The sequence below is a fragment of the Ponticaulis koreensis DSM 19734 genome (assembly GCF_000420665.1).
In the GTDB taxonomy this organism is placed as follows: domain Bacteria; phylum Pseudomonadota; class Alphaproteobacteria; order Caulobacterales; family Hyphomonadaceae; genus Ponticaulis; species Ponticaulis koreensis.
Map to the genome: position 1 here is coordinate 264,085 of NZ_ATVJ01000001.1, position 12,519 is coordinate 276,603.

General features: G+C 55.4%; 12 protein-coding genes. 5 read left to right on the plus strand and 7 right to left on the minus strand.

Going from position 1 to position 12,519, the window contains the following annotated elements; all coding sequences use genetic code 11:
• Positions 1-28 precede the first annotated feature (28 nt).
• Positions 29-265, plus strand: a complete 237-nt coding sequence (locus G523_RS0101440; RefSeq protein WP_022693233.1) for a hypothetical protein — start codon at positions 29-31, stop codon at positions 263-265.
• On the opposite strand, the gene G523_RS0101445 is transcribed toward G523_RS0101440, so the two are convergent.
• Positions 262-1,404, minus strand: coding sequence for a serine hydrolase domain-containing protein (locus tag G523_RS0101445; RefSeq protein ID WP_022693234.1), 1,143 nt, complete (start codon positions 1,402-1,404; stop codon positions 262-264). The genes G523_RS0101440 and G523_RS0101445 overlap by 4 nt on opposite strands.
• A 145-nt stretch (positions 1,405-1,549) precedes the next feature.
• Between G523_RS0101445 and G523_RS17425 the strand changes: the two genes are divergently transcribed.
• Both G523_RS17425 and G523_RS17430 read left to right on the plus strand, forming a co-directional pair.
• Positions 1,550-2,191, plus strand: a complete 642-nt coding sequence (locus G523_RS17425; protein WP_022693235.1) for an exopolysaccharide biosynthesis protein — start codon at positions 1,550-1,552, stop codon at positions 2,189-2,191.
• A gap of 74 nt (positions 2,192-2,265) precedes the next feature.
• Positions 2,266-2,808: a disulfide bond formation protein B gene (locus tag G523_RS17430; protein WP_162141011.1), complete on the plus strand. Its 543-nt coding sequence runs from the start codon at positions 2,266-2,268 to the stop codon at positions 2,806-2,808.
• A 2-nt stretch (positions 2,809-2,810) separates the two neighbouring features.
• Here G523_RS17430 and G523_RS0101460 read toward each other — a convergent pair whose 3' ends face one another.
• Positions 2,811-3,674 (minus strand): hypothetical protein, encoded by an 864-nt coding sequence (locus G523_RS0101460; protein WP_155802556.1) that lies wholly within the window; start codon positions 3,672-3,674, stop codon positions 2,811-2,813.
• 337 nt (positions 3,675-4,011) lie between these two features.
• Between G523_RS0101460 and G523_RS17435 the strand changes: the two genes are divergently transcribed.
• Entirely contained in the window at positions 4,012-6,252 is a 2,241-nt protein-coding gene (locus G523_RS17435) for a TonB-dependent receptor (protein ID WP_022693238.1), read from the plus strand.
• Positions 6,253-6,303: 51 nt separating this feature from the next.
• Here the strand turns inward: G523_RS17435 and G523_RS0101470 are convergent, their stop codons facing one another.
• From G523_RS0101470 to G523_RS0101490, 5 genes are all read right to left on the minus strand, one after another.
• Positions 6,304-6,783 carry a 2TM domain-containing protein gene (locus G523_RS0101470; protein WP_022693239.1) on the minus strand — a complete coding sequence of 160 codons (480 nt, stop codon included), beginning with the start codon at positions 6,781-6,783 and terminating at the stop codon, positions 6,304-6,306.
• Between the two features lie 114 nt (positions 6,784-6,897).
• The gene (locus tag G523_RS0101475) at positions 6,898-7,758 is read right to left on the minus strand and encodes a TauD/TfdA dioxygenase family protein (protein ID WP_022693240.1); all 861 of its coding nucleotides are present in this window, start codon (positions 7,756-7,758) and stop codon (positions 6,898-6,900) included.
• Positions 7,759-7,945: 187 nt separating this feature from the next.
• A complete protein-coding gene (locus tag G523_RS0101480) occupies positions 7,946-8,608 on the minus strand; it encodes an OmpW/AlkL family protein (protein ID WP_022693241.1) in 663 nt (220 codons plus the stop codon).
• A 195-nt stretch (positions 8,609-8,803) separates the two neighbouring features.
• A complete protein-coding gene (locus tag G523_RS0101485) occupies positions 8,804-10,108 on the minus strand; it encodes an MFS transporter (protein ID WP_022693242.1) in 1,305 nt (434 codons plus the stop codon).
• A 57-nt stretch (positions 10,109-10,165) separates the two neighbouring features.
• On the minus strand, positions 10,166-11,734 hold the full coding sequence (locus G523_RS0101490) for a long-chain-fatty-acid--CoA ligase (protein WP_022693243.1): 1,569 nt from the start codon (positions 11,732-11,734) through the stop codon (positions 10,166-10,168).
• A gap of 112 nt (positions 11,735-11,846) precedes the next feature.
• On the opposite strand from G523_RS0101490, the gene G523_RS19970 reads away from it, so the two are divergent.
• The gene (locus G523_RS19970; RefSeq protein ID WP_022693244.1) at positions 11,847-12,437 is read left to right on the plus strand and encodes a pyridoxamine 5'-phosphate oxidase family protein; all 591 of its coding nucleotides are present in this window, start codon (positions 11,847-11,849) and stop codon (positions 12,435-12,437) included.
• Positions 12,438-12,519: the final 82 nt, after the last annotated feature.

Genomic DNA, 12,519 nt, shown 5'->3' on the forward strand with positions numbered 1-12,519 from the left:
TTCAATAACGGATCGAAAGATATAAAAGATGTTTGGAATGGAAGCGCCGTTCACTATGGTCGTGCTGATCGTGATCATTGGCGTTGGCGGCGGGGTCATCAACAACTGGATCAAAACGAAACGCGAGAGTGAGGCCGCTGTTGGCAGCGGTGAAGTCGATAGCCTGCGCCGTGAAGTCGCCGACCTCCGGGAGCGTGTTAAAACGCTCGAAAAGATCGCGACTGACTCAGAACGCAATCTCTCCCGGGAAATTGAGCGCCTCTAATCGAGGCAGTCATACACGGCATCAAACAGTCGTTGCGCGCGCGGGTCGCCCTGCAAATACGCCGACTGTTTGTTCATGACATATGCGCAGGAGAGCTGGTTGTCCGGATCTCCGAAAGCCGCTGAACCGCCCCAGCCTGAATGGCCCCAACTATTCGGGTTCGGCCCGTAAAAGCCGGAATTATTGCCCATCACGCCCGCAGCGAACTCGATATTAAATGGCAGGACGCGGTCCTGCCCCGTCGTGCGGACGGTCAGAAAATCATTCCAGGTGTCGCTGCTCATGAGCGATGACTTCACCACGCCCTGATTGGCAAAGGCCGAATAAAGCTGCGCTACGCTTTGCGCCGTGCCGTGACCATTCGCGGATGGAATTTCTACTTCTCGCCAGACTTTCGTACCGCGCTCCGGCGCTGACCATGCCGTGAGAAACGCGGCCTTGTTGTAGCGATTGAGGTCACCAAGCTTCGGCATTTCTTTCGGACGCATGATCTCGCTGATCCGGTCATGCTCACTTTCTGGCGTGCCGACCCAGAAGTCGATCGCTTCATCGCCGCCTGCCGCTGTGCCGGTAATATCTTCGGCAAGAACTGTGCCGAGCGAATGGCCCGCAAGACGCTCAACGATCTCACCCGCCAGATAGCCCCATGTAAGCGGATGATAGCCACTCGTGCCATCGGGAACCGGCGACCAGAGCGGCGCGGTTTCCGCAAGCTTTGCGCTCAGCTCACGTGGCTTCAGCCAGAGCGCCGGATCAATCCGCTCTTCAAAGCCGCAAAGCCCCGCCTGATGGCTGAGCAGATCTGCGATGGTGAGCTCGTCTTTACCCTCAGCAGCAAATTCCGGCCAGAACTCTGCGACACGCGTATCCAGCGTGATGCCGGGCGCCTTATCAACCACATGGCCGACAACCAGCGAGGCGATCGGCTTGGTCGTGGAATAGACCGGTGTCAGTGTATGCTCGTCGAAAAGCCGGGTCTTCGCGCGGTCTGCATAGCCACCCTGCAGGCTGATAATGCATTCACCATTCTGATAGGCGGCGAAGCCCGCACCCAGTTCACCATCATCAGCGAAATTCTCTTCGAACACGCGACGTACGTCTTCAAAACCGGTTTTCACATGTCCGCGAGAGAGTTTCATATCACCTACCTATCCAAACCTGATGCAGCATACGGCCTAAATCCATTCCACTCAGCTTTCAAATGGTGTGCACGCTCAGTTTTTTAAGAAACGGCATCTATTTGATAGATTCCCCTTTGTAACGGATGAGCGTAAGACGAGACGTATGACAGACACCGCCTCCATCGAAAACGAAGACACATCGATCCTGACCGCGCTTGACCGTCTGAGCGACAGCGCGCCGGAAGAGGGACTGACACTTCGCGAAATTTTCGATGCTCTGGACGAACGTGCATTCGGCGCCATTCTGTTTGCGCTTGCACTGCCCTGCTGCATCCCGTTCCTCTACGCCGTGCCGCAGATCGTATCCTTACCGATGGCAGCCATCGCCTTTCAAATGGTGCTTGGCCGACATGAACCATGGCTTCCTGAGAAATTCGCCGCCCGCCGTATCGACAAAGCTGGACTGGAGCGCATTTCACGCTCGGGGCGCAAATTCTTTGGCTGGGCCGAAAAGATTGCGCGCCCGCGCCTGACGTTTCTCGTCCATTCCGCGGCAGAGCGCGTGATTGGCGCGTTCCTTTGCCTGTTCTGCGGGTCAATTCTGGTTCCGCTGCCGCTAACCAACACGACACCGGGCTTTGCCGTTGCACTTGTCTCCTTCGGCTTAATGGCGCGTGATGGCGCGATGATGATTGCCGGCCTGATCATCGGCATCAGCTGGATTGGAATGTTGTTCATTCTCGGGCCGGTAGCTCTCAAAGAATTAATCAAAGGCGCGCTTGCCATGATGGGAATTGGCAGCTGATAAAGTGATGCCTGCGGTCTCCGGTCGCAGTGTCACGTTTGCAAATCACTGTCATTCTCTCAGGAATGCCTGAAATGAAGCTAAAGCCCGAATCCTGGCCGGTACTGGCCTTCATCGCCTCTGCCGCCCTGATCGCAGGCGCGCACGCATTCGAGCGCTTCGGGCATTATCTCCCCTGCGAGCTATGTCTTCGCCAGCGAGAAATTCACTGGGCAGCAATGACCATCGCCGCCATAGGCTTTATCGTCGTAAAGCGCTGGTCCACACCGCGTCTGCTCGGCGCCGTGAATGTGCTTCTATTCCTCATCTTCATGACGAGCCTCGTCGTAGCCGCCTATCATGCTGGCGTCGAATGGGAGATTTTTGAGGGGCCATCAGGTTGCTCATCGACGGCGGGTGGCGCAAGCGCCACGGTCATTCCGAATGGTATTCCGTCGTTTGAAGACCTCAACCGACCTATTGGAACCGTGTCATGCGATGTCGCGGCATGGCGCCTGTTCGGCATTTCCATGGCCGGATACAATGCGCTCATATCACTAGTTCTTGCGGGGGCATCAGCCTTCTTCGCCACTAAAGCTCTCGCCCGCGCAGACAAGCCAAGCGACCCCGTTTACTAAGACTAACGACACCCTTTCGGGTGGAACTGCCCAAGAGACGCATCCAGCGGCGAGCTGAGCTGGATATTGCAACCTGTCCCGCTATCTGCCCGCGCAAACATGACATCTCCGTCGAACCAGACTGCTGCCTGCTCGGATGACACCGGATCAAAGAAGCCGAGTTCACCTGTATCGACTTCCGCTCCGCATTCTTCATAACGGCCCACCCCATCAACGAGGATCATGCCGACTGTACCCTGCTCACGCGGATAAAGCGCGCGCACAAACCGCGGTCCGTCCGCAGCTTCCAGACACGCATCTATCGCCTCAATCGAGCCCGGGACGAGTTGATACCATAAAGGCAGATCACCGCCGTCGCGAACTTCGGTCGTCTCCATTCCGGCGCACCCGACATACTCTGCGTCCTCAAAAAGAACGGTGACGCTGAGCTCACTATCAGCCGCTTCGCATCCACCCGTCGCAAGCGTGATATCGAGGCCCTCAGTGTTAAACCGCATGCGTCCGTTGCCGGCGTCTGGCAACTCAGGAATTGGGACTTCGATCAACGGAAGTCCGGGCCGGTCGAGTGTGATCCAGCCGCCTTCAAAACTGCCTGACCAGAAAGGCTCTGTGCCCGACATGATTATGGGAAGATCAACGCCGAGAATTTCATCTGTCATATTGAGCACGACAGGTTCCTCGATGACCGGTGCGGTGACGCGTTCAGCCTCTGACGCAATCACGACCGGACGCTCAATATTACCTGTCTGCGCGATTGAGGACGACGTGTCAGACCGCTCTTCTGTGTCCGTCCCGCCACATGATGCCAGTGCAGACGCCGCGACGGCGCTAATCATGAACTTTGAAATATGCCTGATGCCAGTCATATCCATCTCCCCCGGTGAGACTCAAAGTTTACCACGTTTCGCGTGTTCGAACAGATAGATCGATATGCATTGTCGCTGAGCCCATATGCTCCGTACACGACACATCTGGCACGTCCTAAATTCAGACCTAAAACCGGCTCCATATTGTGACGTGAAAAGCACGATGTAGCTCAATAAGCACATTAATGCCGCTCACCCTGCATTTCAGTCTTGCTCTGATGAAACAGTTTATGACTTACACAGCGCAAGGCTGGAGGAAGCCCCTTTTTACATAGAAGTCATCCGGAACTGTTTCGAGATGACCGGTCTCACCCACTTCTCAAACAGGAACGTGAAAATGACCTCGATCAAATCTCTTTACAGTACATCCGCTATCGCCCTTCTCGCACTCGCCATGTCTCCAATGGCAACTGCGCAGGAAGAAGAATCCCGCCTTGATACCGTTACGGTTTCAGCCCAACGCCTTGAAGAAAGCCTTCAGGACGTTCCGCTGTCCGTCAGCCAGGTTTCAGGCGAGCGCCTCGACGTTATCTCGTCTGGTGGCGCAGATATCCGCTTCCTGTCTGCGCGCGTTCCTAGCGTCATCGCAGAGAGCTCTTTCGGTCGTGCATTCCCGCGCTTCTACATTCGCGGCATCGGCAACACAGACTTCGACCTGAACGCATCCCAGCCAGTTTCTCTGGTTTATGACGATGTTCCTTATGAGAACCCGATCCTTAAAGGATATCCGGTTTTCGACATTGAAGACATCGAAGTTCTGCGCGGTCCACAAGGCACGCTGTTTGGACGCAACACACCAGGTGGCATCATTAAATTCGACTCAGTTGCACCAACTGACGAGTTCGACGCTTATCTCGACGTGACATACGGGTCTTACAACACCGCCGAAATCGAAGGCGCTGTCGGTGGCCGCGTTCACGAAGCACTCGCTGTTCGCCTGTCCGGCCTCTACCAGTACCGCGACGACTATGTCGACAACGCGTTCACCGGCTATGACGACGTCTATGAAGGCTTCCAGGAATATGCCGTTCGTGGTCAGGCACTCTTCACGCCGTTCGACAACGACTTCGAAGCTCTCTTCAACGTTCACGCACGCTCCAACCGCTCTTCAGCGCGTCTTTTCCGTGCGAACATTATTGACCCGGGCACAAACGGTGTCGGCTCCAACTTCGACCGCGACACGGTTTATTTCGACGGTCAGAACAGTCTTTCCCAGAACGCCTGGGGCTCAACCATCACACTGACGAAATCTCTGTCTGATGCGATCGACGCAACATATGTCTTCAGCTTCGAAACAGCTGATGTTGAATCTGTCGGCGACATTGACGGCGGCTTCGGCGCAGCTTTCCTCGGCGCTGGCAATTTCGGACCGGGTTTCATCCCGTTCCCGTCTGAAAGCGGTGGCCGCGTCAACAATATTGACCAGTACACAAACGAGCTCCGCCTCGCTTATGACAATGGCGGCCGTCTGACAGGTCAGGCAGGTTTCTTCCTCTTTGACGAAACTGTCGACATCACATCTACAAGCTTCGACAGCCTGGCACCGGGCAACCCGCTCAACGGTGAGGCTGTTCGTACAGGCGACACAGAGTCTTCAGCTCTTTTTGCGTCTCTGACATACGATCTGACTGAGCGCCTCTCCGTTCAGGCCGGTGCGCGCTATACGCAAGAAGACAAAACCTTCTCAGTTGCACGTACGCTTGGCCCGTTCGGCGCCCCTCCGCTGGGTCCGATTGACGGCGAAACCGGTGACGACTTCATCAGCTGGGACCTCACAGCGATGTATGACCTCAACGAGAACACCAACGTCTACGGCCGTGTCGCACGTGGCTTCCGTGGCCCGTCTATTCAGGGTCGTCTCGTATTCGGCGACCTCGTCTCTATCGCTGACACTGAGTCCGTTATCTCTTACGAAGCGGGTGTGAAGTCTGACATTCTGCCTAACGTTCGCGGTAGCGCGTCTGTCTTCTACTACACTCTGGAAGACCAGCAGCTCACAATCGTTGGCGGCCTGAACAACACAGTTGCTCTGTTCAACGCAGACGAAGGCCGTGGCTACGGTTTCGAAGCTGAAGTTGAAGCCGCACCAATCGAGAACCTGCTTCTCACAGGTGGCCTGTCTTACAACAACACCGAGATCCTTGATGATGTACTGATCGCACCGGGCTGCGGCGCGCCATGTACAGTTCTTGATCCGGAAGTCTACGACAGCAACAACAACTTCCTCGGCTACAACATCTCCGGCAACCCGTTCCCGAACTCTCCGGAGTGGATTGCTAACTTCACAGCACGCTATGCTATCCCGTTCCGTGAAGGCGAGTTCTTCGCTTACACAGACTGGGCTTACAAAGGCGACACCAACTTCTTCCTCTATGAGAGCGTCGAGTTCTCTGAAGACGGTTACTGGGAAGGCGGCCTGCGCGCAGGTTACGCGAGCGATGCCGGCTGGGAAGCTTCTGTGTTTGCACGCAACATCACAGATGTTGAAGTGCTCGAAGGCGCAATCGACTTCAACAACCTGACAGGCTTTGTGAACGAGCCGCGCATTGTTGGCGTGTCCTTCTCGATCCACAACTAAGCGTCAGAGATGACCTGATACGAAAAGCCCGCTCACTCGAGCGGGCTTTTTTTATTTCTGTCGCATCCGCTTTTCAAACTCGCGCTGTTCCCACTCCCGACCGAAAACGACGCCTTCACCGAAGACAGACCACGCATGCACAGCGAGCCCGAAAATCCATGGCAGAGTCATATAGATCACCCAGATTTCATCTGGCGTGGTTAGAAGATTGAACGCCAGCATACCGACATTGAAAATGAGAAAGCAGCCGAGATGGACATAAAACCATTTCAGCGCTTCGACTTGTTCGATCACTTCCTGCTCGCGGTCGGTCCGCGGTGCTTCGGGCATAGTTTGGACAGGCATGGGTTGCTGCTCCTCAATGAGAGTGCTGACACTCGTTTCCAGTACAGCAGCCAGACATTTCAGAGATTCCAGACCGATCTTGTTCCCACTTTCCGCGCGCTGGATTGTGCGCACGCTCACGCCGGAAACCTGAGCAAGGTCTTCCTGTGACCATCCTTTTTCCGAGCGTCGTGTAGCAAGGCTCATTGCCGGTTTCCCTTTTCGTCTGCTGCCAGACTGACATCGTGCGAGGAGGCACCAGACGCCACGACAGAAACCCGACAAAAACCCGCCAAACAGCGTTGGCGGGTCCCTGTTAGCCTATCTTTCCGGATCGAAGAAAGGCCTGTCACCGGCAATTGTTACACGCTCCATCACGCGGCGCTGCGGGAAGTAGTCACTCGCAGCGTAATGCTGGCAGGCACGGTTATCCCAGAAAGCAAGGCTACCGGCTTCCCATCGGAACCGGCATTGATGCTCAGGAACAGCTGCAAAGGTGTAGAGATGCGCAAGCAGCCAGTCGCTCTCCTTCTTTGAGAGGCCCACAATCTGGTCTGTGAAGGCTGTATTCACATAGAGCGCGCGACGCCCCGTTTCAGGATGTGTCCGTACGACCGGATGTTCCTGTACCGGATATTGCGCGTGAAGCTCTTCGATGGACTTGTTGAGCCGATCTGCAAACACGCGCGCAATGTCATGGCGAGCCGCAAGGCCGCTCACCCAGTCTTTCATCGCAGGCGACAACGCATCATAAGCGGCATACATGCAGGAAAACAGCGTATCACCGCCAAACGGTGGAACTTCACGCGCGCGCAGAATGGACCCCAGCGACGGCTCGGGTCGCCAGGTAACATCTGAATGCCAGGCATTCTCGCGGCCTTTCGACGTCTCATCATGCGTAATGCGGAGGATTTCCGGATCCTCCTGCCCCTTCGGTGTGGCAGGGTGAATTTCCAGATCACCGAACCGGCGCGCAAAAGCGATATGCTCTGCTGCCGTCAGCTCATGCTGGTCACGGAAAAAGACGACCTTGAATTCGAGAAGTGCGCGGCGAATTTCCGATATTGCCGCATCAGGCAGGTCACCTGACAGTTTCAGACCTGAGAGCTCGGCGCCGATCATGGGCGACAGCTGTTTAATCTCAAAAAAAGTGAAGTCCGCCGGGTTAACGTTCACGGTCATGCTTTTTCCTCCCGCTATTTTATTTTTAGAAGAGCGTAACGCCAAAGCCGGAAATCACGAAACGACACAAAAAAATCGGGGCGGATCGCTCCGCCCCGTATCGGGTCCAGTTAGTTGCTGACCTGTAGAATGGACCCAAGTTCAAAACTGCTGGGAGGATGTTGCAGTTTAAACTTTGTGTCCGTTCCTAGTAGCGGTAGCCAAAGCCTACGCCGACCACGAGCGGGTTGATGTCCACGTCGGCGTCAACCGTCGCGCCGAGCGCAGTTGTAAGGTCGACGGTTACGTCTGTGTTGATCCAGATTTTCTTTACATCGACGTTCAGCAGCCAACCACCTGGCTCACCGTCAAGATCGTAGTCGAGACCAGCCTGCAGAGCGAGGCCGAAGCTTGGGTCATAGTCGATGTCATCAGCGACCGGACCGGCATTTTCATCAAAGAAAATCGTGTAGTTCACGCCGATACCCGCATACGGCGTGATATTGGATTCATTATTGAAATGATATTGCAGCGTCAGAGTTGGCGGCAGAAGTGTCACGTCGCCGAGGTCAACGTTTGCGCCACCGACAGCCGCTACGTTTGTCGCCGTCACATCGTGTGGTGTCACACCAAGGATCAGCTCAGCCGCGATATTGTCTGAGAAGAAGTATGTAATGTCGAGTTCCGGAACGTAACCGGCATCGATATCGACATCGCCACCAAGAGGCGCACCAGCTACGCTGAGATCAGCACTTTCGGAAGGGAAAACACCGAGTACGCGACCGCGAATCTGCCATGGGCTTTCTGCCATTGCAGAAGTTCCCAGAAGGGCTGTTGTGAGTGCGAGAAGGGCATATTTAGATTTAGACATGAAGCGCTCTCCGTCTGCGCGTTTTGTTGATGCCCCCTTGTGCACCCATATAACCCATATAAAAAGTGCGTGTTTTGACGCGCGTCATCCTGTCACTCAGACGACTGAATTACTTGACTTTCTAATTAATACCTGTAAGGTTATTGTGGGTAATTTGCGCACTTTCCAAGGCAACCCGCACAGCCCTCTGGACTGCTAATCAGACTGAACTTCTTCCAATTTTACAGCCATCACCGCGGCACACACACACATTAGGGCGAAGATGCCCAGAACGCTCAACGCGCCGGCCAGTGATGCGATGACGCCGAACGCACCACCCGCCAAAAGCACGACACCGATAATTGTATTTGAAAGCGCGGTATAAGCTGCGCGCGTGTCTTCATTCGCCATGTCGACAAGATGTGTAGACCGGCCTAGACGGACGCCCTGATAGGCAATCATGAGTCCGAACAACAGAACCGGCAGAAGAAGCGGCACACCAAGATAGCCCAGCGCACCCGCAACCGACGTCGCGATGAGCGCAACCGCCCCCGCCACAGCGGAGAACATCAGAACCTTCCGGCTCGACCTGTCTGCAAGATAGCCCCAGACCGCACTTGAAACGAGAGAGGCGATTGCAGAGGCCAGAACCAGAAATCCCAGACCGCCATAGCCATCGGTTCCGCCCTCACCTGCCGCTGTGATCATGAAAGGCGGCGCGAGTGCCGTAGCAGTCAGCAAACCGCGCACGATAATAAAGAGACGGAGTTGGCGGTCTTCTTTCAGCAAGGTGATGTTGGAAACAGCCGCTTCGAGAGAATTCTTACCCCCTTCTGTTGCGCCTTTTTCTTCACGAAGTCCGGTGAAATTCAGCGCGGCGATCATCCAGAACAGCCCGGCAAGACTGATTGCGCACAGCACGAGAAGCTCACGCTCTACCAGATCGAAGGTCAGGATAAGCGCAAATATAATGACCGCGCCCGCTGAGAGCGACCCTGCAAGCCCTGTGGCAGTACCCCTATGGGATTTATCGACCGTCTTGCCGAGCACATCCTTATAGCTCACCGAGCAGACGCTACGCGCGACGGCAAGCACGGCGAGCGAGCCGACAATTGCCAGCCCCGCCTGTAATCCTGACAGGAAGAGCGCCGAGAGCGCGATGGCCAATGCAGAGAGCCCCTGCACAAGAGCACCAAGCGCCCACGCCCATTTGCGACGTGGTAGTTCACGGATTTTCTTGGCGGTCAAAAGCTGAGGAAGCAGTGCGCCCGCCTCACGCACGGGCACTAACGCGCCGATCAGATAGGCAGGCGCGCCAAGATGGGTAAGCAGCCAGCTGAGAACCAGTTTCGGGTCAATCAGGCCATCAGAGCTTTTAGACAGGGTGAGCGATACAACATGACGGAGGAAGTTATTTCCTTCCTCTCTGCAGGCGCTTTCTGGAATATCCCGGCAGGCGCGTCCGGCATCATCAATTTCAATCGCCTGCATGGCCGGTTTCAGCCAGTCGGGAGTGCTCATCCTGTCGTCCTTTCGTCTTCCCTCACAGTGTATATGCAGGGAAGACAGAAGAACGCATCAGCTGACGAGGCGTTCCCGTCCTTCCCAGTAAGGCTCACGCAAATCTTTACGCAGGATCTTTCCGGACGGATTGCGGGGAAGAGCTTCGACGAAATCTACCGATTTTGGCGCTTTGTAGGCGGCGATACGTTCGCGGGTGAAGGCGATAATATCCTCCGGTGCCGGGTCCTGCCCCGCCGCTTTCACGACGATTGCTTTTACCTCTTCACCCCATTTATCAGACGGGATGCCGATCACGGCAACATCTGCCACACCCGGATGGCTGAAGATCGCATTCTCAACCTCGGCAGGATAAACATTCTCACCGCCGGAGACGATCATGTCTTTCACACGGTCATGGATGTAGAGAAAGCCATCCTCATCAAAATAACCGGCATCACCGGTATAGAACCAGCCATCACGTACGGAATCGACGGTCGCATCCGGCTTGTTCCAATAGCCTTTCATGACGAAGTTTGACTTGATGACGATCTCGCCCACCTCGTGCGGCTGGGTCGGATTGCCCTCACCATCGACAGTGCGCACCATTGCGCCCGGCCACGGCACGCCGCAGGAGCGAAGCTTACCCCAGCTCGGGTCATGCGCTTCGCTTGGCAGATAGGTCGCCGCGCCCGCGGTTTCCGTCAGGCCATAAAGCTGAGTGAATTTACAACCCATAATCTCAATGGCCTGTTTCAGAAGGTCTTCGGCAATCGGAGATGCCCCGTAGGACACGCGTTTCAGGCTGGAGAAGTCGGTCGTATGGACTTCGGGCAATTGGGTCAGCATCAGAATGACGGCCGGCACCCAGAAGGCATGATTTATCTTCTTCTCTTCAACTAGCTTCAGAATTTCCTGCGGATTAATCTCACGCAGGATCACCACCTCAGCGCCCTGAACCATGCCGAAAATGCCGAAATTCACGCCGGCCACATGGAAGAGCGGCATGGCATTCATCACCGCTTCGCCCGCATCGTAATGAGCCCAGTCAACAAAGTTCAGCTGGCCGAACATGCCCATATAATTGCTGCCCGTCAGCTGCACGCCTTTCGGGAAACCTGTCGTTCCGGATGTATAAAGCTGGACGACATCGTCATCAGCTGGATGAGGCAGATCGAGCGGCGCATCAGAGCCTTCCGTCACCATGCGGTCATAGCTCAGCCAGCCTTCGCGTTCGCCTTCAACGCAAATGATGTTTTTGAGCTTGGGACATTCAGACTGAATTTGCGCAATCACATTGAAGAAGTCAGGAGTCACAAACAGAGTGGACGCGCCGCTATCATTGATCGCGTAGACAAACTCCGGCGCGGCCAGTCGATTGTTGATACCGGTCATAGCACCGCGCACTTTCACAGTGCCCCAGAGGATCATGTAAAAATAGTCGGTATTCTTACCGAGATAACAGACCCGCTCGCCGGGCTGCACACCCAGCTCCAGCAGACCGTTTGCGATCTTGTTCGAGATGATTTCAGTTTGATTGAAGCTGGTTTCACGGCCCTCAAACCAGAAGGCTGTCGCGTCCCCCCAGGTTTCAGCGGCATAGCGGGGAATATTGGCGAAGTGGCCAATCTTCTCGATATCGATCATTGTGTCCTCCCAGACGAACGGCGGTGCGACGAAGGCACTCTTTTTTGTTTCGCGTTTCGCCGCCTATACAAGACCGACTGCACGACATGATCAATACTGAAACAGAGCTCTTATGACTGACCAGATCGACCGTTTCGACAAAACGCCCAGCCTGATGCCTCTTAGGCGTGATTTATTGCGCCGGCTCGCCCATGCTGCGGATGAGGCAGGCTCTCCTTTGCGGCTGACATCATTTGCCAGCGTATCTCCCAACGGGACGCCTCAGGTGCGCACGCTGGTGCTCCGGCACTTTGATCCTGAAACGATGACACTGCGCTTTTTTACAGACGCGCGCTCACCCAAGGTCGCTGATCTGGAAACACACCCGGAGGTTCAGGTTCTGATGTGGGACCCGGACCATAAAGAGCAGATCCGCATTACCGGCACAGCCGAACTCCATATTGGCGACGAACTGGCCGACCAGCTTTGGTCTACGGTTCCGGAATACGGCCGCGGTGACTATCTCACGCGGCTTCCACCGGGTTCGCCCCTCAATGATCCTGAAGAGCATGGTCAGGACGAAACGTTTGGTGGCCGGAATTTCACAGTGATTTGCGTAAAGGTGAGCTGCATTGACTGGCTAAAACTGTCTGCACAGGGCCATCGCCGTGCACAGCTGCGCTGGGTTGGTGACGAGGTTGCCGGAGAATGGCGTACGCCTTAATCCACGCTTTCCGGCGGAACGGGCCTTTCCACGCATCCAAAACCAAGCTTAACTGAGCGAAACACAATATCGCACGGAGGCT

What these genes read in the sequence shown, in the direction of transcription:
- G523_RS0101440 (WP_022693233.1), top strand. Translation starts at nt 29, where the DNA reads ATGTTTGGAATGGAAGCGCCGTTCACTATGGTCGTGCTGATCGTGATC.
- G523_RS0101445 (WP_022693234.1), bottom strand. Translation starts at nt 1,404, where the DNA reads ATGAAACTCTCTCGCGGACATGTGAAAACCGGTTTTGAAGACGTACGT.
- G523_RS17425 (WP_022693235.1), top strand. Translation starts at nt 1,550, where the DNA reads ATGACAGACACCGCCTCCATCGAAAACGAAGACACATCGATCCTGACC.
- G523_RS17430 (WP_162141011.1), top strand. Translation starts at nt 2,266, where the DNA reads ATGAAGCTAAAGCCCGAATCCTGGCCGGTACTGGCCTTCATCGCCTCT.
- G523_RS0101460 (WP_155802556.1), bottom strand. Translation starts at nt 3,674, where the DNA reads ATGACTGGCATCAGGCATATTTCAAAGTTCATGATTAGCGCCGTCGCG.
- G523_RS17435 (WP_022693238.1), top strand. Translation starts at nt 4,012, where the DNA reads ATGACCTCGATCAAATCTCTTTACAGTACATCCGCTATCGCCCTTCTC.
- G523_RS0101470 (WP_022693239.1), bottom strand. Translation starts at nt 6,783, where the DNA reads ATGAGCCTTGCTACACGACGCTCGGAAAAAGGATGGTCACAGGAAGAC.
- G523_RS0101475 (WP_022693240.1), bottom strand. Translation starts at nt 7,758, where the DNA reads ATGACCGTGAACGTTAACCCGGCGGACTTCACTTTTTTTGAGATTAAA.
- G523_RS0101480 (WP_022693241.1), bottom strand. Translation starts at nt 8,608, where the DNA reads ATGTCTAAATCTAAATATGCCCTTCTCGCACTCACAACAGCCCTTCTG.
- G523_RS0101485 (WP_022693242.1), bottom strand. Translation starts at nt 10,108, where the DNA reads ATGAGCACTCCCGACTGGCTGAAACCGGCCATGCAGGCGATTGAAATT.
- G523_RS0101490 (WP_022693243.1), bottom strand. Translation starts at nt 11,734, where the DNA reads ATGATCGATATCGAGAAGATTGGCCACTTCGCCAATATTCCCCGCTAT.
- G523_RS19970 (WP_022693244.1), top strand. Translation starts at nt 11,847, where the DNA reads ATGACTGACCAGATCGACCGTTTCGACAAAACGCCCAGCCTGATGCCT.